Genomic DNA, 22,941 nt, shown 5'->3' with positions numbered 1-22,941 from the left:
TAAAGCTATTCTAGCATCGAGCAGAAAGAGCCCAGCATCAAGCAACCAAAGAGAACTGGACTATCTAGGTGAATCCGTTTATTTACGCATTTCCTCCCACTCCAGTTCTTTGCGTTCTGATGCTTCATTAACTGCCAGGCATTCCAGGATCGCAGCCCATACCATTTCTACGTTGACTACATAATACGCGGGATAATCAACTGCCTGTCCACCTACCGTTACATCAATCGTATCTGCTTCATCTTGTTCAGGTCGCTGCTGAAGCAGATTGCGAATAGATATATGATCTTCGGCAGTTACGATATACTGTCCCACGCCGCCACCTACCAGAACAGTCAGCTCGCCCTGTCGCATACTAACGAGGCTGCGATCCGTACCATTCATACGCAGAATCGCTGCTTTACAGTCTGCAAGTGTAGCATCCGTTTTAGAGAGAGTCTCTGCCATGGCACCGTGGCGAATTTCTTCTATTAATTCAATCATCATCGAACCTCCCTGGAAGGATCACACTTCATTGCCACTTCATTATCGTCAGTATAATATTTACTTTTTATCGGGATCAATGGAGAATGAAGCGCTCGATTCACATTTGTTTCCCATTCGTTCACATCTTCATTCGCAAAATTCACCAGTCGCACCGTGACACCTTGCCCCCAACAATGCTATACTATGATGCAGCGAAATCAGGCGGAAACTCCCAATCCAACCTTCAAGCTACTCGCCTGGTTATCATTTAAACAGACTCGGAAGGATGAACAAGATGAACCCACTGGCAGGACAATTGAATGACACTCTCAAAGCAGACAGCCCATTTATTTATGACATGCTGTCTACACTCGGCAAGGAACTGTATTTTCCAAAGGAAGGCATATTGAGCCAATCGGCAGAAGCATCGAGCCAGGCGAAGAAGTATAACGCGACGATTGGAATTGCAACCGAAAATGGAAAGCCGATGCATCTGAAGGTCATTCAGGACTCCTTATCCGCATTTCAGCCAAAAGACCTGTATCCTTATGCACCACCAGCAGGTAAGCCGGAGCTGCGTAAAGCATGGCGGGAGAAGATGATCAAGGATAACCCGTCGATGGCTGACAAGACTTTTGGTAATCCGATCGCAACGAACGCGCTGACGCATGGACTGAGTATCGTTGCCGATCTGTTCGCGGAAGCTGGTGACGCCGTCATTTATCCGGACAAAAACTGGGAAAACTACGAGCTGACCTTTGGCGTACGCCGCGGTGCAGAGATCGTGAACTATCCTCTTTTCACAAGTGATATGAAATTCAATAGTGACGGTCTGCGCGAGGCGCTGCTGGCACAAAAAGATAAAGGCAAAGCAATTGTCGTATTGAACTTCCCGAACAATCCGACAGGCTATACACCGAATGTGGAGGACGGACACCGCATTGTTGCAGCGATTAATGAAGCGGCAGTAGCAGGTATCAATGTTGTGGTCGTGACGGATGACGCATACTTCGGACTCTTCTTCGAGGATTCGATGCATGAATCCCTGTTCGGTGAGTTAGCTGGTCTACATCCACGCATTCTGCCGATCAAGGTCGATGGCGCAACGAAGGAAGAATATGTATGGGGCTTCCGCGTCGGCTTTATCACATATGGCGCAGACAGCAGTACAGCACTGAATGTACTGGAACAAAAAACGCTGGGTATTATTCGCTCGACAATTTCCAGCGGTGCACATCCATCCCAGACATTCGTCCTGAACGCCCTGCAATCGCCAGAATTCGATGCGCAAAAGGCAGAGAAATTCCAGATCATGAAAGGTCGTGCCAACAAGGTAAAAGACCTGCTCGACAGTGACAAATACGGCGATGTATGGGAATACTATCCGTTCAACTCCGGCTACTTCATGTGCCTCAAGCTGAATGATGTATCGGCAGAAGCTGTTCGTCAGCGCTTGCTGAATGAATATGAAGTCGGTACGATCGCACTGGGCGAGCACGATCTGCGTGTGGCATTCTCCTGTATCGAGGAAGCATATCTGGAGGATCTGTATGATCTGATTCACCGGGCTGTGCTGGAAGTAAAGCAGGGCTAAGCTCTTTTGATTAATAATTGAGCGTAGCTTACTAGTACAAATAGCCGATATAGAATTGTAATGTGAATTTCTAATATAAAATTCTAACTATAACGTTCTCTTTCATTTTTATTTTTCAAAAAGGATGTGCCTACATCATCAGGCACATCCTTTTTTCGTTGCATATCTATGCGAATATCCCCTGCTATATTACAAGCCAGACTACCGCTTACGATTCCCTCCATACCCACCTCCTACCAGTAAAGGAAAATACATTTCCAAACCCCATTCTGTGTAGTATGATGAATCTATATACCTACATAGCTTCCCCTATAGTTCTAGATAGAAAGATCATTATAGGTCATAAGCTGTACATCTGGATGGCTTCATTTATATCAATTCACTGGGGGACTCATAGGAATGTTCAAATTAAAAAAACAGACATGGACTGCGCTGGTACTGAGCGCTTCTTTGGTGCTGCCTTTCGCAGGGCTCACACAACCAGCAGCGGTGTACGCTGCATCAGACACACAGAATCACTGGGCACATAATGTGCTAAATGAATGGCAAACAAAAGGCTTTATTAGCGGCTTCGCAGACGGTAGTCTGAAGCCGGATCAAAGTGTAACGCGTTCGCAGCTCGCTGCACTGATCAACAAAGCATATGGCTTTACACGTCCAACATCGATTCATTATACCGATGTGCAGACATCCGACTGGTATTATAACGACGTCGCGATCGCAAGAGCAGAAGGATATATGGAAGGCTACAAGGACTCCACCTTCCAGCCGAACAAGCAGGTCAGCCGTCAGGAGCTGGCTGTTATTTTAACAACGCTCAAAAAGCTCAAGTCTTCTAGCTCTGCCAATAACATGTTCGACACTCAAAATAGTCCGCAATGGAGTAAAGGCTCAATCGGTGCTGTACTGGATAGCGGTCTGATGAAAGGTGACGAAAAGGGCTTTCGTCCACGCGACATTACAACCCGTGCCGAAGCCGTAACGGTGCTGGATCGCTCGATGCAAGGCGCCTCTGCTGCTTCTACCGTGTATAACTCCGCTGGTGTATATGGTCCAGAAAGTGGTTCTCAGCCCCTGCATGGCAATGTATACCTGAATGCCGCAGGAAGTACGCTGCGCAATGTCGTGATCGACGGTGATCTGATCCTCGGTGCAGGCATCGCCGAAGGTGATGTACTGCTGAGCGGAATTACTGTTAAAGGAACAACCATCGTCAATGGTGGCGGTAGTCATAGCGTTCATATCAAGGATTCTTCACTGGCAAATATGCTCGTAAATAAATCCAATGGCACCGTCCGCATCGTGTCCTCTGGTTCGACCAGCATCCAGCAGACGACGTTACAAACGGCTGCCATTCTGGAAGAAGAACAACCAACCGCTGCCGGCTTCCATAATGTATTGCTAACTTCCCAGCTTCCATCCGGTGCATCGGTTAGCATGAAAGGCAATTATGATGCTGTTGATGTGAGCTCATCCAGTGCCATGCTGAGTCTGACTACAGGCTCCATTGATCAATTCGCTGTTGCCGCAGGCGCAACCAATAACCGAATCACCTTGAATCCTGCATCATCGATCAATGTGTTCACAGCGAATGCACCAACAACCGTTAACGGAGATGGCACGATTAATCGAGCGGTGATCCAATCCTCCGATGTGACGATCACACCAAGAGTGACACAGACAACGGTAAGCTCGGGAATTACGGCTAGAGTTGAAGGTCGTACGATTGGTGCACCACAGACGGAGACAAATGTGAAGAAGGATGATAAAAAAGATAATTCTTCCGCAGGGACAACGCAGCCAGTTACACCAGGCACCTCTGCTCCATCTCCGTCTCCGTCTAGTTACCAATTAGGAATGAGCAATGGACAGGCTACTTTACCAGACTGGGCCAATTATGCTGGGCTGAATATGAGTGATATGAAGATTACCGTAACCCTAGATGGTCAGCCTGCTCCACGTTTGTTAAGCTCACTACGTTTTAATAGTGAAACACGAGTGATTGAGTTTAAGCCCGTGTACGTGAGTACTGCATATTATGGCAAGATGGTTCAGATGACGATCGAACCTGCTAGCCCTTCTTCCTTGCTTAAAGATCGCTTTGTAGGTAGCTTCCCGATCACAGGAACGTATGGACAAATTACGGATGCGCAAGGTAAGCCAGTATCCGATATGCACATTTCATTCCGTCGTGGAACTGATGTAAAAACAGGCCCCCTGGTGCTTACGACTGAAACCTATGGGGATGGAAGCTACATGGCTGCATTACCAGCTGGCTCCTACACAGGTGAATTACAAAAAGATGGGTACCTGATCACCTATATGAACGTTACGGTCTTAGCGAACCAATATGTTCAAACCGATGCGACAGCAATCACCAAAGCTACTCAGGATCAGATTCGAATTGTACTCACCTGGTCAGCATTCCCCGCAGATCTGGATGGTCACTTGTTTGGTCCAACAGTAAACGGTTATGGATTCCATATCTCACCTAATGGTGACTACAATTATTCGTATCGCGGCGAAGTATATGCCGAGCTTGATAGCGATGCGATGAACGGCTTGGGTCCCGAAGTCATTACGATCAATAAGCGTCTGGATGGAGACTATATGTATTATGTCAAAAACTTCGATCCCGGAAATCCTGGAACATTAGGTACGTCTGCTGCTAAGGTGCAAGTATATATTGGGGATGCGAGCGTCCCTGCCGAATCTTACACTCTTCTCCCCACTAGCAGCGATGCACGTTTCTGGCGTGTATTTGATATACGTGTTGTTAATGGTAAATTAGAATTCGTAGAGCATAATAACATGTGGGCAGTAGAGCCTCCATATCATAATTCTGGAACTGTAGATGATGAGATCGATGTAGAGCAACGTTTACAGGATCAAGTAGACCGTTTACCAGCAGACCTATACTTGCCATACACGACCAACTTGAATAATGGCATTGATCTGATGCCGAATGAATCAAGTGATCCGGGTGTTGATCAAATGGTAGGCGCCATTGAAGCCGTTCCTTCGGGTTCAGAAACAACGGTGACTGCCGATGCTTATCTGCAACCAACCGCGCAAGCCGATACGATCAAGCTGCTACATTATAATGATAGTACCGATGAATTAACCTTTAAGGTAAAGGTTAATTTTGAACTGGATCATCTGAAAGCCAATCGCGATATGCTCGTACACATGCCTACACTGGATGAATGGCTGAGAGATGCGGCAGCTGACGCAGAAGATACCATTGCAGCAGAAAGCAATGAGACTACAACGACACAACAGGATACGACTGCACTCCAAGCCGCACTTGCTCATCAGCAAGCCTTACCTGCCGGCGCAGCAACAAGTGAAAAGATAGCTGTTTTGGAGGAATTGAAAACAGCTCTTGCTCCGTGGTGGTATCAGCTTTCATAAACTTCGTACCTGTCACGATAGCTTACAAATGCCATTTATAAAATCAAGCAGCCTCTTAAATAAGAAGGCTGCTTGATTTATTTTTATCATCCGTTTAAAGGAGAATCCCTATACCTATTTAGCTTACAAGTCTTCTAGATAATCACTGGAGAACGTGTATCCCGGAATGGTAGAAGAGCTGGAATACTGCTCTTTACTGGAATCCACCCATACTTTTACATAATTCACTCCACTATGCGAGCCATGCGTCATATTTGTAATTCCAGCATTCGTATAATATCTACCTACGACTGCACCAAAATCGGGAGACCCTTCACAAATTACGATCGAGCCTGTAGGACTGCCATAGTATCCCCACTGATTTTGATTTAATAGCTTGCCTGTTTTGGAATCTATCACTTGCAAAGCTACGCCTTGAACAGTCATATTTTGATTTTCAGTTGCTTGCATCGTCGATGCCTGAGCCTGTACCGGAGTTGCGGCAGCTGCAATTCCAAAGGAACAGGCAACGGACATTACAGATAGTGCGATTTTTTTAGTAATCATAATTATTCCTCCTAATGGAATTATTTTGTAAATCGGTACCATTGTATACATGATTCGAAAGTAAGATCAAACAGGCGAGCAACCACTTTCTATGTAATAGCTGACGTACAAAATCTTGGCGTCAGCATCATGATAGGCTTTAATCCAGCTAGCTACTACATTCAGATTTTTTTTTACTTTTTTTATAAAATTAGAACATTTCCAGTATGAATGAAGAGCATACTATACTAATAAAATAAAGAGTGCCTGGCTCTGCTAGACAGAATTAGGCACTCTTTATCGGGTTGAGGTTTATTTATAGTTTACTTTTAGAATCTAAAGAAAAACTCACTAAAACTAAAGGCCGTGAATAGCCTGATTCCAGCTGTATACCACATCAACCAGACAACTTAAATTCAATACAATCTAAGCCAGATACGCTTCCTTCACCTGATCATTCCGCAGCAACTCCGCCGCTGCATCCTGTAGCGTAATCTCACCTGTCTGAATCACATACCCGCGATGAGCAATTTGCAGTGCCTGATATGCGTTCTGCTCGACCAGCAAAATGGTCATGCCCGTCTCATTCAGCTCCTGAATAATCTCGAAAATCTGATCCACAATAACCGGTGCCAGTCCCATCGAGGGCTCATCCAGCAGCAAAATCTTGGGTCCCATCATCAGTCCGCGTGCAATCGCGAGCATCTGCTGTTCGCCGCCGCTCATCGTACCGCCCACCTGATGATAACGCTCCTTCAATCTTGGAAAATAAGCAAATGCCTTTTCCGTACGCTCCTTGATGACCGCCTTACTTTTCACTGAAAAGGCACCCATCTCCAAATTCTCCTTCACGGTCAAACGTGGGAAAATACGGCGTCCTTCTGGTACATGGGCAATACCGCCGAGCGCGGTCAGATGAGGTGGCTGGGCGGTAATATTCGTACCGTTAAACCAGATTTCTCCCTTCATCTTCACCTGTCCGCAGATCGACTTAAGCGTTGTCGATTTGCCTGCACCATTAGAGCCGATCAGGGTCACGATCTCGCCTTCATTTACTTCGATATCCACACCACGCAGTGCCTGAATCGCGCCATAGTAGGCTTCGACCTGCTTGAGCTGCAATAGACTCATTCTGCCATCACTCCCTCTTCGACCGCACTTTTACCAAGATAAGCCTCGATCACCTTCGGATTGGTGCGAATATCGGCTGGCTCGCCCTCTGCGATCTTCACACCATGATCCAGTACAAGAATATGATGCGATAGCTCCATGACCAGCTTCATATCGTGCTCGATTAGAATAATCGAAATATCCAGTTCCTGTTGAATGCGTCGAATCAGTCCCGTTAGATCGACCGTCTCGCGCGGATTCATTCCTGCTGCTGGCTCATCCAATAGCAGTACCTTTGGCTTGGCCGCCAGTGCACGCGCGATCTCCAGACGCCGCTGCGCACCATATGACAGACTACTCGCTTCGGCATTGTACCATTCCGCCAGACCTACATATTCCAGCAAGCGATACGCTTCACGCTGGGAATGATGCTCCTCATGCCGTACGCGTGGCAGATTGAGCAGCGTACCGACCACCCCTGTTTTTAGATGAATATGCATACCGACCTGTACATTTTCCAGCACGGTCATGCTGCCGAACAGACGGATATTTTGAAATGTGCGTGCGATGCCTTTGCCCGTAATACGATCTGGCTTCACATTGACGATCGATTCACCATCCAGCTCAATCTTGCCTTCATCCGGCACATAAATACCGGTAATCATATTAAAAAAGGTCGTTTTGCCCGCCCCGTTCGGCCCGATCACAGCGGAAATCTGCCCACGCGGAAATTCGAAATCCACGCCGCTCACCGCGGTCAGTCCGCCAAAGCGCTTAGTCAGCTGGCTCACCTTTAGAATGCTCATCGCTTTATCCTCCTTATGCAGTAAGCCTTTAACGAGATGCTCTGGTGTCCCGTGCTTCCGGGACAGGCACGATCACATCCGGTGTGTAGCGTGCGATAATTGTTCCCGTCAGATGCACATAGCCGGATTTCCAGAGCTGTTTATTCCGAACGGACTTTACGAAGAGCAGAAGTAGTGGTTTTAGAATTGGAGCTTTCATCACCTGTAACAACCTCCTTCGGTATTTTGCGATTTTTAGCGGCAATCAGTCCATTCGGACGGAAGATCGCAACGAGAATCAGGATCATGCCGAAAATAAAGCGCTGCATCTTGGATGGCGATAATGCTGTTGGTACATTGATGATGCCCTGCATGGAGAGCTGATTCAGCCAGTTCGTCACCTCAGTAAGCACCTGTAGATTCAGGATGGTCACAAGACTTGCACCCAGAATAACGCCAGGTACACTGCCCATCCCCCCCAGTACGACCATGACCAGAATCGTTGTCGACTCAATCAGCGTAAAGCTGGTCGGATCGATAAAGGTCTGCTTGGCTGCGAACACGACACCCATCATCCCGGAAAAGGATGCCCCAATCGCAAAAGCGATCAGCTTGGTACGAATAAGCGGGATGCCCATCGACTGTGCGGCGATCTCATTTTCACGTACCGCCTTCCACGAACGTCCAAGTCGTGAATGCTCCAGTCGGCGAACGGCGAAGATCACGATAAGCAAAATACCAATGACGATAAAGTAAAACTGATGCGGAAATGTAAAATCGTACCCGAACAGATCGGGCGGCTGAATCGAGGACAGCCCCATCGCGCCGTTCGTAATATTGACCGGCTTCTCCAGATTGTTGAAAATAATCCGAATGATCTCCCCGAAGCCCAGCGTGACGATCGCTAGATAATCGCCCTTGACCCGCAATACAGGCAAGCCGAGCAAAATGCCGAAAATTCCTGCCATAAAGCCGCCCAGCAAAATAAAAATCCAGAACGTCCCACCGGATAACGGAAACAGATCACCGGAGATAAAATTGTTCGCCTGTCCGGTAGCAAAAATACCGTATGTGTACGCCCCGACTGCGAAGAAAGCAACAAAGCCCATATCGAGCAGGCCTGCAAAGCCGACAACAATATTCAAACCGAGCGCCATCGCGACATAGATGCCGCACTGTGTTGCTACTTCCATATACGATTCATACGATGAGCCGCCGGAGGTCGCAAACGGAATGACGATGATGAGCAGCACCAGTGCAATGATCCATTTGATCCCATTCGTAAACGAAGTATAGTAGAGCAGTAATAGCGATGCGAGCAGCAGCAAAAAGGCAGTAACCGAGCGATCCATCAGGTAGACCGCGCCTGCGGTGACGAGTGTAAAGGCGATAAGCAAAATGCCCTGTGCGAGCTTGCTCCCTTGCAGTGAAGCCTTTAGATTAGCCAGTTTTCCCATTCCATTCACCTACACTTTCTCTTTGACGGCTTTACCGAACAAGCCCTCTGGTTTGAAAATGAGAACAACGATCAGAATCGCAAAGGCAAATACATCCTTATACTCCGCTCCAAAGTTGCCTCCGGTCATCAGACCGAGATTGGCCGAAGCGAACATTTCCAGTACGCCGATGACCACGCCGCCAAACATCGCCCCGCGAATATTACCGATCCCGCCGAGTACAGCAGCTGTGAATGCCTTCAAGCCTAGAATAAATCCGATATACGGATCAATCGTTCCGTACTGCTGGGCAAACAATACGCCTGTAGAGCCACCCAGTGCAGAGCCGATAAAGAACGTTAGCAAAATCACCTTGTTGACGTTAATCGACATCAGTGAAGCTGTCTCCCGATCCTGTGCAACCGCACGCATCGCGCCGCCCCATTTGGTCCGGTTGACGAAAATGTCCAATCCAACCATCAAAACGATCGCCACGATAAAAATAAATACCGTGTTCGTTTTCACCGTTGCATTGCCGAGCGCTGCTGACATGGAGGAGAAGCTCAGACTAAAGCGTCCTTCAAACAGCTGCGGTACGCTGACGATATAATTACCTGTTTTCAGCTCCGCGATAAAGCGAACCAGATCCTGTAATACGAACGATACACCAAAGGCAGAGATTAAGGAGATCAGCTTGGGTGCCTTGCGTAGTGGACGATAGGCAACTCGTTCAATGCCGACCCCTAGCGCCCCCGTGACCATCATCGCGACAAACAGTATCAGTACATACGAGATCCACGGCGGCAGTCCACCGGTCAAGCCCATCCCTTGAAATAAAAACAGCACCGCTGTCCCTACAAAAGCACCTGTCATAAAAATCTCGCCGTGCGCAAAGTTGATCAGTTCCAAAATGCCGTATACCATCGTGTAGCCCAGTGCGACTACCGCATAAATGGCACCCAGTGCTAGACCGTCGATCAGCACCTGCGGCAACGTTTGTAAAATAGTTGCGAACATGAACGTACCCCTTTCATAAGGAATAAAACAAGAGCCAAAAGGTATGGCGTCAACCTGCACATACCCTTTGGCCGCATGCTAACTTCCCGTCATTATTGGCTCACTTCGGATACCAGCTCACCTGGATACGTGTCGCCCTTAAATTCGTAAATGTAGACTTTGGCAAAGGAGTTGTCGCCTTTATCATCAAACGTCACCTCGGTTGCAATACCTTTAAAATCCTTCGTTGCGCGGACAGCATCGCGTACCGCTTCACGTGTCGGCATTTCACCTTTATTGCTTTCAACGGTCTTTTTGATCGCATCCAACATGATCGTCATGGAATCATACGCATAAGCAGAATAGCCTTCTGGCGCTTTACCAAATGCCTTCTGATAACGCGCTCCCCATTCTGGGCCGCCCTCCATCTTGGCAATCTCGCCTGCAACGGAGCTGTACAGTGCGCCCTTCACATCTGGGCCTGCTACTTCGACAAGACCGGAGGAATCCAGTGCGTCACCACCCATGATCGGAGCGGTAATGCCTTTATCACGAGCCTGCTTGATAATCAGACCCCCTTCTGCATACAGACCGCCGAAGAAAATAAAGTCTGGATTTTGCGTAGCCGCGATATTGAGAACACCATTGAAGTCCTTCTCGCCGACCGTAATCCCTTCATAACCAACGATCGTTGCGCCCAGCTTCTGCGCTTCATCGCGGAATGCCTCAGCCAGACCTTGACCGTATGCTGTTTTATCCTGAATAACGAAAATTTTCTTGGCACCGACCGTTTTCACTGCATAGTTGGCAGCTGCCGGGCCCTGGAAGTCATCCCGTGCTACGACACGGTTAGCGACTTTCAGCTTGCGATCTGTAAATTCAGTCGCTGTACTCGCTGGGGAGATCATTGGAATATTGTACTTTTCATATACGACTGAGGAAGGAATGGATACGCCGGAGTTCAAGTGACCGATAACGCCGAGCACTGCCTGATCGGCACCGATCTGCTCTGCGTTGGCAACGCCTTTTTTCGGATCGCCCTGATCATCGTAAGGCACGAGCTCAAGAGAATAGCCCAGCTTGGTAAACTCTTCTTTGTGATCCTCCAGCGACATTTGAGCGCCAAGACGAATCGCTTCACCTTGAATGGAGCTACCACCGGATAATGGAGACTGCGTAGCGATTTTAATTACTTTTCCGCTACTGCTACCTCCACTACCCGATGCACCCGTTGTTGTTGATGTACCACCATTACCACAACCAGCAAGTAGTCCCATGATCAGCGTTGCTGCCACCAAACCGTTCCATTTCCATTTCATACGTATAAATCCCCCTTTTAATGTTAACTTATGTAACACAAATTGATATAATATCTAGTTCAAAGTATACATACAAAATATACATACGGCAACGCTAAATTTTAAATCTTATTTTCATATATTGGAATATATTATGAATTAATATTTCAAAAATCCGAATATTCAGCTTGATTATTGACTTGAAAATTCGTTTCCGTCGTAATTTATATGTATAAAGTAAATATTTATGCATTTTATAAAGATTTGTGCTTTAGATAGTTGTAGGTTTCTGTAGTTTTTTATAGGTTTTAGATTAGAATTTAAATCGCTTTTAATGTTATATTAGTTAACATTATAGTTTTGATATTTTTATCATGGTCATAAATAATATTTATCAGATTGTTCAATACGCATTTTATTTTTTCTTTTTATACTTATCGTTGTACTCGTCTCTATAAAATCATCCTATTCATCGCTTCATTCTTGCCATCGAGACAACGCAAATAGACCGACAGCAGTGAAGTGTCGGTCTATTACTCGTACAGTCTTGTACTGTACAGTTGATCGCTTATTTATAATGAATTCGTCGCAAGCCAATCGATCATCATCCTTTATTGGATCATGTCGATCGACTTGCGCAGCTTCGTTTTCTCAACTTGTCCTTAACTCATCGCTGCAAAAGTACGCTCCAATGCTTGCTCTACTGGTACATGAGTATAGCCTAGATCGCGTGCTACGGCGGCATAAGTCATCGTACCTGCTGCTGTATTCACACCCAGCTTGAGTGCATCGCTTCGTTCCAGCGCGGCACGCAGACCCAGATTGGCGATCAAGGACACGTATGGCATCGTTGCATTCGTTAATGCCATCGTTGACGTTTTCGGTACAGCACCTGGCATATTCGCTACAGCATAATGAACAACGCCATGCTTTTCGTAGGTTGGATCATTATGGGTAGTAATGCGATCGATCGTTTCTACGATTCCGCCCTGATCGATGGCAACGTCTACGATCACCGAGTGAGCTTCCATACTTTTCACCATGTCTTCGGTAACTAGCTTCGGTGCTTTTGCTCCTGGAATCAGCACTGCCCCGATAACCAGATCAGAGGCTGCTACCGCTTCGGCAATATTGTATGGATTGGACATGAGCGTTTGCACGGAAGAACCAAAGATGTCATCCAGCTGACGAAGGCGATCTGGACTCAAATCGATGATTGTGACATCCGCCCCCATACCTGCGGCAACCTTCGCTGCATTCGTACCGACGACGCCACCGCCAATAACAGTTACTTTGCCTCGTTTGACACCTGGTACACCACTTAACAAAATCCCCTTGCCACCATGTGGTCGCTCCAAAAATTGAGCACCAATCTGTACTGCCATTCGTCCAGCCACCTCGCTCATCGGTGTGAGCAGTGGCAAGGTATGATTCACTTCGACAGTTTCGTATGCAATTCCGATTACCTTTTTCTCCAGCAATGCCGCCGCAAGCTCTGGTGCCGCAGCCAGATGAAGGTACGTAAACAGAATCAAGCCTTCACGGAAATAACCATATTCAGACGGAAGCGGCTCTTTTACCTTCAGGATCATGTCCGCAGTTGACCATACATCTGCCGCCGCTGCCAGAATATTCGCCCCTGTAGCTGCATAAGATTCATCACTAAACCCGCTGCCTGTACCTGCTCCGCTCTCTAAATACACCTCATGGCCAGCAGCTGTGAGTGTAGCCACACCAGCCGGGGTGATTGCTACACGGTTTTCGTTGTTTTTAATCTCTTTTGGGACTCCAATTCTCATGTTATTTCCTCCTTCAATAGGCGAATCTGATTTGTACACTTATTATAGGATAGTGAAAATATCATGTAATCGTTTGATTTTCCAAATTTGAATAAAATGAATTGTTGAAATACACAAAAGGTTGAGGTTTATGGTAGTTTATTTGACATAATTAGAGTGGTAATCCGATATAGGAGTGAACAAGACTGCGAGGTAGTGTAAATTATAATTGCATTCATCATGTTATTACCCGCAAATGATGGGAAGGGATCAGCAAGTTAGACGTCATAAGTATCACACGGCTAACTGTATCCCTCATTTAAAAACCTTTGATAAAACTCTCTTCGTCGACTTAGTATACTGTCTGATCCGTACCAGTTATGTATAGCAAGTGTACACGTAATAAAATAGCCTTATATCATGAGCGCTTCCATATAAACAATGCATCTGTTGTATCTGCCCGATAACGGCATGCACATTGTCTATACGGAACGCTTATTCATGATAAAGGCTATTGGCTTCAACTCTATACACTTGGTGCTGTACGGGTATGAAGGATATCTTTTGTCGTTGAAGTAAGGTGATTCGTTCATTTTATTGGAGCCTGTCTGTATTAACCACTGCTATCAAACCATAATAGCTTGAGCTCAAGATAGAGTGTTACTTTTTCAGACATGCTGGTTAGGTCAATGCCGCCTACTTCGGTGATTCGTTTGAGACGGTAGTTGAGTGTGTTACTGTGTACATGCAGCTGGGTGGCAGCACGTTTGGTATCGCTATCCAGATCGAGGAATACGGCAAGCGTCTGTAGCAGATTGCTATTATGCTCCTGGTCATAGGCTGCCAGTCGATCCAGTGGCCCCCAGGTGACTGGGAATTGCTCAGCTTCACGGTGCATCGCAGGTAGATAGCGATAAAAGCCAGCCTCTGGATAGTAGTGAATCGTTCTCGTTTCTGGTAATTGACGGTGTAGCAGCACCAATTCACGCGCCTGGCGATAACTACGCTGAATATGCAGGGCAGAGCCAACCTGCTCACCAGCAGCCATATATAGCTCTTCATGCTGAGGCAGTAGCTCGCGCGCTCTTGTGATCATGGAACGAATCAGAACAGCAGGGTCGGAATTGGCATTCCGAGCTTGAACAGCCGTTATTCCGAAGCCACATAGCAGTACGATTCGGCTAGGCTCCTGCATATGCAGGGTAACACGAATGGCGAACTCATTGGCTGCCTGAACGATTCGCTCTGACCAGCCGCTCATATCCGGTTGATGATCATGCTCCAGCAATAACACATAATGATGGGCAGGAAGCTCCACCCCACTTTCGCGTGCTTGCTGGGCTGCCTCCTGCTCCGATTGAAATCGTCCACTCAGCAGACGACGCAGCAGATCGATATGCTGCTGACGGCGTTGCTGCTGCATAATTTGTCCAGCAGCGATGCGTGCGCCCTGACGGAATTGCTCCAGCTGCTCGTCTGTATACGAGCCGTCGTATTCCAGTAGCCAGATATAGCCGACAATCTCATCGTAATGACGCACAGAAATCGCCATCCGACGGCTTAATCCAACCTCGCTTAATTGCTCAATATGCTGTGGCTCCGCGCTATCCTGTAATCGCTGCATCGCTCCCGATTCGTATAGCGCACGCTGCACATGCTCAGGTACACGTCGTCCAATAATCGTAGCGATGCGTGCAGGATCAGTATTCGGATCGTGCATACTATAGGCGAGCAAACGATGGGCTTCGTCCTCGATCGTAACCGGACTACCCATCACCTCGCTAATAAGCTCCGCCAGCGTTTGCAGGCTATCGACTTCACTTTCATTGATTTTACTCATGCTTCATCCCTCGCTCACCGACTGTGTAGCTGTGCCGTACCGATTATTCGAATTCCTCTTCCAGTTGAAGCTCGCGTAGCCATTTACGATTAAGGGATGCACGCTGAATCCAAACGATCAGCAATCCAGCGATGAGCGCACCTATCAGCCAAGCGATATTGCCTGTGATTGCAATCGGTATCCATAGCACAATCGCGACAACAAGCTGAACAATGGTAATAAGACGAATCGTTTCCAGCCTACGTGCCGCAGGTGGAAGCGGATAAATCGACAACCACAGCGTATCCGTATGTTGCTTACGTAGCATGGTGAGCTGCATACCCGCCAGAATAATAAATAGCAGATACACGGCAATACCAAACCACGATTCACGCGCCAGCACGATCAGAATGATGCCAAATACAACAAAGCGACTTAATGTCGGTAATAGCTCAGTTCGAATAAACGTACGGGTCAGCAAAAAGCGAAACGCTTGCTCCTGCTTCCACGGCAATCGTTTACCGATAAAGGACAGCCAGCGTCGATGATTCACCTTGCGCTCGCCTGTCGGTACATCGACAAACCAGCCCAGCATCCGCATCACCGAAGCCGCATGATTTTTCTCCGCAGCAATTAATCGTTCCCACGGCACAGCAACCTTACCCGGTAATCGCAGGCAAATCACATAAATGACAATACCCGCGACAAGTGTAATTATCGCCATAGCAAGCGGCAGCCAGAGTACAGCACCAAGTAGTCCGATAATCGCGATATAGCGCAGCACACGATACCCTACCCGTGCACGCTGTCCTTCCATCCGCATTTCCTGCCAGCTGCCATAATTACTAACACCCTTGAGTAGCAAAATACATAGGAGCAATACGAGCAGCGGCTTCGGTTCGATCGCTGCACGCACATAAAATGGCCATGCTACAATCGCCAGCAAAATTAACCAGAACGACTTGCCAATCATTCCCCCGCGCCATGCCGATGCAAAATAAGTATTCATCTGCGTCTCCACAGGCAGCATAAATACCACATCTGCTGGACGCATATACGTACGCACAGAACCGTATACGGTGAGCGGCGTTAACAATACAAGCATAATCCAGTATACAGGCAAGCCTGCCGGTATGTTCTGGACAAAGGTCGTATACCAGGCGGCAAAGGCAATGAGCAGAAAGAAGGTCAATACCGCCACACCACTCTGGATAATATACTGCGTATACGGCAAAATCTGTGCCCAAAATTCACCACGGCGCTTCTGCCGCAGCTCTGGCAAATTAATCATTGCTCACCGTCCAGGTGGAGTCCTGAACCAGATCATAGAAAATCTGCTCCAGTGGTGTGCCCTGCTGACCCGTCTGCTCACGAATCTGCTCCAGTGTGCCCTGCACAATAATCCGTCCACGATGCAGCACGATAAAACGATCGCAATAATTCTCAATCGTCGATAAAATATGCGAGCTGAGCAGGATCGATGATCCACCCTGCTTCGTTTCGACCATAAAATCAAGCAATGATCGAATACCGAGCGGATCCAGACCGAGAAACGGCTCGTCAATAATGTAAAGAGGCGGCGCCGCAACAAAGGCACACATAATCATAACCTTCTGCTTCATCCCTTTGGACAGATGCATCGACAGGCTATCTTCTTTTTCTTTCATATTAAAAAGATCGATCAGGCGCGCAGCACGACGTTCATAATCCGCTGGCTCCACACCGTATGCGCGAGCGGTAAATTCCAGATGCTCGCGTACCGTCATTTCTTCATATAGCTGAGGTGCCTCCGGTACAAATGCGAGTGAGGAGCGATATTGCTCGGGAGCCTTACGTAGCGTTGCTCCCTGAATATGCACCTCACCACCCTGTGGTGTCATCAGACCGAGAATATGCTTCATCGTGGTACTCTTGCCCGCTCCGTTCAGACCGATCAAGCCGATCATCTCGCCCTTGCCCACCTGAAAGCTAATATCGTGCAGGACAGGCTTGCCAAGACTGTAGCCGCCGGTCAGACGGTCCACCTGAAGTACAGGTACCTGTTCCATCCTCATTCCCTCACTTTTCATCCGGGGAGCTAGCACGTTTGGCTTTCAGCCACTTCGGCGCTCCCTTGCTTTTTTTGTCTACATGACGTGCTTTTGGCTTGTTATCACGCTTACCATTCGAAGCTGGCTTGCTGCTAGCAGGCTTACGTACTACTGGTGCAGTGGAAGCTACTGCTTGCTGGTCATCGTTTGCTGTCGAGGTAGACTCAGCTGGTGAGGATGTCGTCGTCTTCGGCTTGCTATCGGTACGCTCGGTACGACGAGCCGATGCACGCTTACCAGCAGGTGCACTGACCGTCTCGCCGCCACGCAGTACCATTTCCTGCAAACGAATATGCAGTGTATCTGAGAATTTACGCATAATAAAACGCTCGCGCTCTGTAATGATCGAAGCGGCTACACCCTTTTTACCCATACGTCCAGTACGACCACTACGGTGTACATAGAATTCCGCATCAAATGCCGGATCTAAGCTCACGACCAGATTCAAGTCCTCGATATCAAGACCGCGTGCGGCTACATCAGTAGCAACGAGTACTTCCAGCTTGCCGGAACGGAATTGGGACAGCACGGTGCTACGGGTTACCTTGTCCGCATCTCCATAAATGGCACGTGCCTTGAAGCCCATATACTCAAGCTTCGATTCGACCTCGGCAATCTGCTCGGTTTGATTCACAAACACGATGGCACGGGTTGCTTTGTAGTGACGCAGCACACGGCGCAGCATATCCAGCTTATCGCGTTCTTCCGCTACAAAGTACACATGCTCAATTGCAGACGCTGTATGTTGACCTGGTTCAATACCGACAATCGCATGATCCTTCATTTCGCGGTTAGCGATCTGGTGAATCTCTTCATTAATTGTTGCGGATAGGAACACAAGCTGACGATCACGGCGTGCGCTTTTAATAATACGCTGTACATCGGTACCACCGCCCAGTCCAAGCACCTGATCAACCTCGTCGACTACAATCACGTTGGTCTGATGCATTTTCAGCTTACGCAGACCGATCAACTCATTGATGCGTCCCGGTGTACCAACCGCAATATGCGGGTGACGGCGCAGCTTTTCGATCTGACGCTTGATTGCTGCGCCTCCGATCAGGCCAAGTGAAGTAACACCGCGTTCTTCGCCATAACGCTCGCATTCACGTACGATCTGCATCGCCAGCTCCTGCGTAGGCGCGAGGATCAGCGCTTGCAGCTCCTTTTGCTCGGGATCAATCTTTTGCAAAATTGGCAACAGATAAGCGAGCGTCTTGCCGCTACCTGTCTGCGATTGTGCCAGTACATCGCGTCCTTCCAGCATCAGCGGAATCGTCTCCGCCTGTACAGGGGAAGGTGTTGTAATACCATAACGGGACAGTGCATCATTCAAGCTCTCATCCATGCCAAGCCCAATAAAATTCGTATTTGTTTCCATTGTATTCATCCTTTATATATCCATAGTATGGCGTCATCGTCACAATTGCTCGCACCTGCTCGGGTGCGATAGGTCTGTGTCATTGCAGCATGTATCATTATATCAGTATTCGCTTGGTCTGCGCACGTGCTGGCGCTAATCTTGCATTTTTAGAGCGTCTAGGCAGACTTGTGTGCTTGAGTATACACCACTGCGGGAAGGAATAAGGGGACGGACTCGGGTATCGCACAGGAATCTACGAATGTAGAGTAAATGTAGATTCCCGTGCTCAAAGGTCGTCCTTTCCCCTTATTTCCTTCCCTCCGTTCCGTATTTCTCGCATCATATACGTTTGCTTACACGCCTAGCAAATACTTTCCGTTTTACTTCTGCACTTCTGTACTTCTGTATTTCTTAATGGCTTTATTTCTTAACGGCTTCACTTCTTCATTCCGATCAAATTCACTTCTTACTTTGCTTCTTTAGTTGCCTACTTCCGATCAAAAAACGAATACGTTAGACGGTCGATCAGGCGTGGGAATAAGTTGTACACGCGCATGGCAATGCCTGCGTACCTTGGTAAATCGACTTCCTCGCGGCGTTTTTCCATCATGCGGACGAGCTCTTGGCATACTTTGTCGGTGGAGAGCATGAAGCCGCTCACGTTGCTAACGTATGCGCCGGTGGGGTCAGCTCGTTCGAAGAAGGCGGTGTTGATCGGGCCGGGGTTCATGGCGGACACGGTGATGCCGGTGCCGCGTAGCTCCTGGCGCAGGGAGTTGGTGAAGCCGAGTACGGCGAATTTGGTTGCTGTGTAGGATGTGGATTTGGCGGTGGCGAACTTGCCTGCGATCGAAGCAACGTTCAGAATCTGGCCTCCTCCAGCTTGTAGCATATGAGGCAGTACAGCGCGGGTGCAGCGTACGGTGCCCATATAGTTTACATCCATCATCTGCTCGTATTCGGTTAGCTCGGTATCCAGAATAGCAGTAAATTGTCCGTACCCTGCATTATTGAGCAAAATATCGATGCGTCCGTATTCGTCAATGATCCTGGCTACGACATGCTCAATGTCCTGCTGCTGCTGGACATCCATAACAAAGACGCGGTGCTCTCCACGTAACTGCTGCGAGAGCTGTTCTAGCTTTGACTTGGAGCGTGCGGTCAGGATGGGAATGGCTCCTTTTTCTGCAAGCAGTTCAGCCGTCCGTGCGCCCAGTCCACTGGATGCACCGGTGATGAGTATGATTTTATTGGCAAGTGTCACAATAAGCCCCCCTAGTCTAGTTTCATTTTAGGGGATGCTCGGTCTGATATCCAGCATTATTGGTATCTGTTTGCTGAATCAAAATACAAAAAAAGCTGTCGCTCCCTTTTACAGGAGAAACAGCTTCTGTTTGCTCTCAAACGGTTCATAGGGTCAAGGCCATTTACGGAGGTCTGACTTGCGACCGTTATCGGTACGAGTCAGAAAAGATGTGCCGTATTCGATCCGGAAATCAGGAAACCATCACCTGAATGTCCAATTCGCCAATTCCATCCATGATCAGTGGAATCGTCAGTGCTTTGGCAGACATGAAGCCTGTAACTGAGCTTGTTTTCATCACCTTTGGAGGTGTAATATCCACCGTTACGCCTTGATTGGATAAAATGGTACTTGCATTGCCACTAATCATATTCCCCAGCTCGGAAATGGCACTTTGACCCATTTCGTCCATTTCAGTTAATACAAAACCGCCCATCATTGCCGATACCATACGCAGCGCTACACTTTCGTGAATACCGAAAATGATATCGCCACTCATTTGTCCGGTCATACCAATTTGAATCCAAATATGATCATCCACCAGTTCGATATCCTTGATACCGAGACTTCCGGTGGAAGGAGAGACCTGCACAACCTGTCCGATTACTAGTCTCGCTGCTTCCAAAAAAGGATTAATTACTTCCGCCTTCATACTTTAATACTCCCCTCCGCTAATGGGTTGATATTTTAAATGAAACTTATGACCTATAAATAGTAGATTCATTATACCTTATAACCTAGTACAATTCATCCAGAAACCTACCCATATCCCAAAATATTTAATTTTTTTTTGGAGTATGTTGCTGGAATGAATATTTCGCATCTTTTTTAGGTATAAAGATGCTGATTTCGTCGGTTTTTCTAGGTCTATTCGACGACTTTTTACTATTATCGGATAATGTAGCGATTTTATGTATACTAATGTTCACTAAATTGCTCAAAATGAGTTGGTTTTTTTGTAAAATTTCTTCAATCGTTCTTCCGTAAAGTTGCGAAAGCGTACGAAATTACAGAAATGTATTTTCAGCTGCATTGCTGGTTTTTCGGCAATCCACTATAATTTATTAACAGGTGTACATAAGGAGGAACTCATGAATATCAGTCAACTGGAAACATTATTGACCATTTCGCGCACCATGAGCTTCCGTAAGGCAGGTGAGCTGCTGAATCTCACCCAGCCTGCGGTATCCGCCCAGATCAAAAGCCTGGAGGATGAATTCAAGACGGTGCTTGTTAACCGGAATCAGCCGGTAACGCTGACTGACCAGGGAAGGGTATTTCTGGAGCATGCAGAGCAGATTTTATCGGTTGTTGAACAATTAAAGCAGCGCCTCGCTGATCTGGACGAAACGCCGCAGGGACGGATTCTGCTCGGAACGACGACCTCGATCGCGATTCAGATTTTACCCAGAGTGCTGGCGTATTTTCAAAATCAATTTCCACTGATTAAAACGATGATTCATTCGATGCCTTCTTCTCAAATCTATAATAGTGTCGAACATGGTCTGGTCGATGTTGGAATCGGTTACCTGATTGAACGGAACCCGAATCTGGAAACGTCCATTCTGTACTATGATATGTTTGAGCTGGTCGTCTCGCCCCAGCATCCGCTGGCACGTACACGCAAGGCGACGATTCAGGATTTGCAGCATCTACCACTTATTATGCTCTCGCCAGATACGGTCGGACGCCGTTTTGTCGATGAGGTTTTCAAGCAGCATGGCGTTGTGCCGGAGATTATTATGGAGCTATCCAGTAGTGAGGAAGTAAAACGGATGGTTGAGATCGATCTGGGTGCTGCGATTATTTCGCGCCAGTCGATCAGTAGCGAGCTACGCCATGGCACACTCGTTATGATCCCGATGCCTGAGTTCGAGGTGAGCCATCCGGTCGGCTTGATTTACAAATCCGGTCGCTATCTGAACTCGGCGATGCGGCAATTTCTCGATGATCTGAAAGGGATGCCTGCCGACCATTTTCTTAGCCCAGAATAATACGTACTTTCTCTGGTTCAGATTGTCCTGGCGGGTTCTATGATGCCAGAATAGATCTACGATTCAGACGATTCAGGCTACAGACGCCAGTTAAGACCCATCATGACCAGAAGAAGCAAAGGAGCGAGCCCATGAAATTTGATCTTCATACCCACCATTATCGCTGTGGACACGCGGATGGGAATATCCGTGATTATATTGAAGCAGGTATTAGCGCCGGTTTGCAGGTGATCGGTATTTCCGATCATACCCCTTATTTTGGCTTTGAGGAGGATCAGGCGTTTCCGAATACAGCAATGGGCAAAAGCCAGCTTGCTGATTACGTTCAGGAAGTTCTTGATCTGAAAAAGGAGTATGCGGGCAAAATTGATGTACTGCTCGGAATCGAATCCGACTATTTTCCACATCATGCCCATTTATACAAAGCAGCACTGGATTCGTATCCATTTGATTATATTATCGGCTCCGTTCATTTTAGCGGCGGCTATAGCATCTTTGATCCGACACGCTGGGATGGACTCAGCGAGCAGGAAAAGGTCGCGACCAAGTCGGAATATTTCCGTATGATCGGGGAATCCGCTAAGAGTGGCATGTTCCACATCCTTGGTCACATTGACGCGATGAAAAGCAGGTATCCAGAATTCAGCGATATTGAAGCACCGGAAGCGCTGGACGATATGCTGCGCACAATCGCTGATTCCGGCGTAGCCATCGAAGTGAACACATCCGGCAAAATTAAACTGTGCGGACTATGGCATCCGATCGATTCAATGCTGGAACGCGCCTTCCATTTTGGCGTAGAAATTTCCTTTGGTTCCGACTCTCATGTACCGGAGCGTGTAGGCGATGACTTCGAGCTCGTAGCAAGCAAGCTACGCGAGATTGGCTATACCGAATGGGTATATTACAAGCAAAAGCAGCGCCAGGTCGTTGCACTGTAATACAAGGCTTGCTAAGAAGCCATTCCTGGA

The 22,941-nt window shown here is 47.6% G+C and carries 19 protein-coding genes; 4 read left to right on the top strand and 15 right to left on the bottom strand.

Features of this window, described 5'->3' with window-relative positions:
* Positions 1 to 78: 78 nt before the first annotated feature.
* Entirely contained in the window at positions 79 to 486 is a 408-nt protein-coding gene (locus IEX62_RS18335) for a hypothetical protein (protein WP_188777001.1), read from the bottom strand.
* Positions 487 to 760: 274 nt separating this feature from the next.
* Here IEX62_RS18335 and IEX62_RS18330 point away from each other — a divergent pair, with 274 nt between their 5' ends.
* A complete protein-coding gene (locus IEX62_RS18330; protein WP_188777000.1) occupies positions 761 to 2,059 on the top strand; it encodes an aminotransferase class I/II-fold pyridoxal phosphate-dependent enzyme in 1,299 nt (432 codons plus the stop codon).
* A gap of 83 nt (positions 2,060 to 2,142) precedes the next feature.
* Here the strand turns inward: IEX62_RS18330 and IEX62_RS18325 are convergent, their stop codons facing one another.
* Complete coding sequence (locus IEX62_RS18325; protein WP_188776999.1) at positions 2,143 to 2,283, bottom strand: hypothetical protein; 141 nt, start codon at positions 2,281 to 2,283, stop codon at positions 2,143 to 2,145.
* Positions 2,284 to 2,458: 175 nt separating this feature from the next.
* Between IEX62_RS18325 and IEX62_RS18320 the strand changes: the two genes are divergently transcribed.
* Entirely contained in the window at positions 2,459 to 5,473 is a 3,015-nt protein-coding gene (locus IEX62_RS18320) for an S-layer homology domain-containing protein (RefSeq protein ID WP_188776998.1), read from the top strand.
* Between the two features lie 123 nt (positions 5,474 to 5,596).
* Here the strand turns inward: IEX62_RS18320 and IEX62_RS18315 are convergent, their stop codons facing one another.
* The 13 genes from IEX62_RS18315 to IEX62_RS18255 all read right to left on the bottom strand — a co-directional run bounded on the left by IEX62_RS18315 (position 5,597) and on the right by IEX62_RS18255 (position 20,628).
* Entirely contained in the window at positions 5,597 to 6,019 is a 423-nt protein-coding gene (locus IEX62_RS18315) for a hypothetical protein (RefSeq protein WP_188776997.1), read from the bottom strand.
* Positions 6,020 to 6,424: 405 nt separating this feature from the next.
* Positions 6,425 to 7,129, bottom strand: coding sequence for an ABC transporter ATP-binding protein (locus IEX62_RS18310; protein ID WP_188776996.1), 705 nt, complete (start codon positions 7,127 to 7,129; stop codon positions 6,425 to 6,427).
* Positions 7,126 to 7,914 (bottom strand): ABC transporter ATP-binding protein, encoded by a 789-nt coding sequence (locus tag IEX62_RS18305; RefSeq protein ID WP_188776995.1) that lies wholly within the window; start codon positions 7,912 to 7,914, stop codon positions 7,126 to 7,128. The genes IEX62_RS18310 and IEX62_RS18305 overlap by 4 nt, the downstream gene beginning before the upstream one ends.
* A 140-nt stretch (positions 7,915 to 8,054) precedes the next feature.
* A complete protein-coding gene (locus tag IEX62_RS18300) occupies positions 8,055 to 9,350 on the bottom strand; it encodes a branched-chain amino acid ABC transporter permease (RefSeq protein ID WP_188776994.1) in 1,296 nt (431 codons plus the stop codon).
* A gap of 9 nt (positions 9,351 to 9,359) precedes the next feature.
* Positions 9,360 to 10,346 carry a branched-chain amino acid ABC transporter permease gene (locus IEX62_RS18295; RefSeq protein ID WP_188776993.1) on the bottom strand — a complete coding sequence of 329 codons (987 nt, stop codon included), beginning with the start codon at positions 10,344 to 10,346 and terminating at the stop codon, positions 9,360 to 9,362.
* A 92-nt stretch (positions 10,347 to 10,438) separates the two neighbouring features.
* Positions 10,439 to 11,644: a branched-chain amino acid ABC transporter substrate-binding protein gene (locus tag IEX62_RS18290; RefSeq protein ID WP_188776992.1), complete on the bottom strand. Its 1,206-nt coding sequence runs from the start codon at positions 11,642 to 11,644 to the stop codon at positions 10,439 to 10,441.
* A gap of 641 nt (positions 11,645 to 12,285) precedes the next feature.
* Complete coding sequence (ald, locus tag IEX62_RS18285; RefSeq protein WP_188776991.1) at positions 12,286 to 13,422, bottom strand: alanine dehydrogenase; 1,137 nt, start codon at positions 13,420 to 13,422, stop codon at positions 12,286 to 12,288.
* A 592-nt stretch (positions 13,423 to 14,014) separates the two neighbouring features.
* Positions 14,015 to 15,241: a PucR family transcriptional regulator gene (locus tag IEX62_RS18280; protein ID WP_188776990.1), complete on the bottom strand. Its 1,227-nt coding sequence runs from the start codon at positions 15,239 to 15,241 to the stop codon at positions 14,015 to 14,017.
* 43 nt (positions 15,242 to 15,284) lie between these two features.
* Entirely contained in the window at positions 15,285 to 16,511 is a 1,227-nt protein-coding gene (locus IEX62_RS18275) for an ABC transporter permease (protein WP_188776989.1), read from the bottom strand.
* On the bottom strand, positions 16,504 to 17,268 hold the full coding sequence (locus IEX62_RS18270; RefSeq protein WP_188776988.1) for an ABC transporter ATP-binding protein: 765 nt from the start codon (positions 17,266 to 17,268) through the stop codon (positions 16,504 to 16,506). The genes IEX62_RS18275 and IEX62_RS18270 overlap by 8 nt, the downstream gene beginning before the upstream one ends.
* 10 nt (positions 17,269 to 17,278) lie before the next feature.
* Positions 17,279 to 18,691: a DEAD/DEAH box helicase gene (locus IEX62_RS18265; RefSeq protein ID WP_188776987.1), complete on the bottom strand. Its 1,413-nt coding sequence runs from the start codon at positions 18,689 to 18,691 to the stop codon at positions 17,279 to 17,281.
* 469 nt (positions 18,692 to 19,160) lie between these two features.
* Positions 19,161 to 19,940: an SDR family NAD(P)-dependent oxidoreductase gene (locus IEX62_RS18260; RefSeq protein ID WP_188777198.1), complete on the bottom strand. Its 780-nt coding sequence runs from the start codon at positions 19,938 to 19,940 to the stop codon at positions 19,161 to 19,163.
* A gap of 229 nt (positions 19,941 to 20,169) precedes the next feature.
* A complete protein-coding gene (locus tag IEX62_RS18255) occupies positions 20,170 to 20,628 on the bottom strand; it encodes a chemotaxis protein CheX (RefSeq protein ID WP_188776986.1) in 459 nt (152 codons plus the stop codon).
* A 439-nt stretch (positions 20,629 to 21,067) separates the two neighbouring features.
* Here IEX62_RS18255 and IEX62_RS18250 point away from each other — a divergent pair, with 439 nt between their 5' ends.
* Both IEX62_RS18250 and IEX62_RS18245 read left to right on the top strand, forming a co-directional pair.
* Positions 21,068 to 21,970, top strand: a complete 903-nt coding sequence (locus IEX62_RS18250) for a LysR family transcriptional regulator (RefSeq protein ID WP_188776985.1) — start codon at positions 21,068 to 21,070, stop codon at positions 21,968 to 21,970.
* Positions 21,971 to 22,101: 131 nt separating this feature from the next.
* Entirely contained in the window at positions 22,102 to 22,911 is an 810-nt protein-coding gene (locus tag IEX62_RS18245) for a histidinol-phosphatase (RefSeq protein WP_188776984.1), read from the top strand.
* Positions 22,912 to 22,941 lie beyond the last annotated feature (30 nt).

The sequence above is a fragment of the Paenibacillus hunanensis genome, from assembly GCF_014645615.1.
Classification (GTDB): Bacteria; Bacillota; Bacilli; order Paenibacillales; family Paenibacillaceae; genus Saccharibacillus; species Saccharibacillus hunanensis.
This window is presented reverse-complemented; position numbering and strand designations above follow the sequence as displayed.

Bases quoted from the DNA above. Each gene is read 5' to 3' on its own strand.
- IEX62_RS18335 (WP_188777001.1), bottom strand. From the start codon at position 486: ATGATGATTGAATTAATAGAAGAAATTCGCCACGGTGCCATGGCAGAG.
- IEX62_RS18330 (WP_188777000.1), top strand. From the start codon at position 761: ATGAACCCACTGGCAGGACAATTGAATGACACTCTCAAAGCAGACAGC.
- IEX62_RS18325 (WP_188776999.1), bottom strand. From the start codon at position 2,283: ATGGAGGGAATCGTAAGCGGTAGTCTGGCTTGTAATATAGCAGGGGAT.
- IEX62_RS18320 (WP_188776998.1), top strand. From the start codon at position 2,459: ATGTTCAAATTAAAAAAACAGACATGGACTGCGCTGGTACTGAGCGCT.
- IEX62_RS18315 (WP_188776997.1), bottom strand. From the start codon at position 6,019: ATGATTACTAAAAAAATCGCACTATCTGTAATGTCCGTTGCCTGTTCC.
- IEX62_RS18310 (WP_188776996.1), bottom strand. From the start codon at position 7,129: ATGAGTCTATTGCAGCTCAAGCAGGTCGAAGCCTACTATGGCGCGATT.
- IEX62_RS18305 (WP_188776995.1), bottom strand. From the start codon at position 7,914: ATGAGCATTCTAAAGGTGAGCCAGCTGACTAAGCGCTTTGGCGGACTG.
- IEX62_RS18300 (WP_188776994.1), bottom strand. From the start codon at position 9,350: ATGGGAAAACTGGCTAATCTAAAGGCTTCACTGCAAGGGAGCAAGCTC.
- IEX62_RS18295 (WP_188776993.1), bottom strand. From the start codon at position 10,346: ATGTTCGCAACTATTTTACAAACGTTGCCGCAGGTGCTGATCGACGGT.
- IEX62_RS18290 (WP_188776992.1), bottom strand. From the start codon at position 11,644: ATGAAATGGAAATGGAACGGTTTGGTGGCAGCAACGCTGATCATGGGA.
- ald (WP_188776991.1), bottom strand. From the start codon at position 13,422: ATGAGAATTGGAGTCCCAAAAGAGATTAAAAACAACGAAAACCGTGTA.
- IEX62_RS18280 (WP_188776990.1), bottom strand. From the start codon at position 15,241: ATGAGTAAAATCAATGAAAGTGAAGTCGATAGCCTGCAAACGCTGGCG.
- IEX62_RS18275 (WP_188776989.1), bottom strand. From the start codon at position 16,511: ATGATTAATTTGCCAGAGCTGCGGCAGAAGCGCCGTGGTGAATTTTGG.
- IEX62_RS18270 (WP_188776988.1), bottom strand. From the start codon at position 17,268: ATGGAACAGGTACCTGTACTTCAGGTGGACCGTCTGACCGGCGGCTAC.
- IEX62_RS18265 (WP_188776987.1), bottom strand. From the start codon at position 18,691: ATGGAAACAAATACGAATTTTATTGGGCTTGGCATGGATGAGAGCTTG.
- IEX62_RS18255 (WP_188776986.1), bottom strand. From the start codon at position 20,628: ATGAAGGCGGAAGTAATTAATCCTTTTTTGGAAGCAGCGAGACTAGTA.
- IEX62_RS18250 (WP_188776985.1), top strand. From the start codon at position 21,068: ATGAATATCAGTCAACTGGAAACATTATTGACCATTTCGCGCACCATG.
- IEX62_RS18245 (WP_188776984.1), top strand. From the start codon at position 22,102: ATGAAATTTGATCTTCATACCCACCATTATCGCTGTGGACACGCGGAT.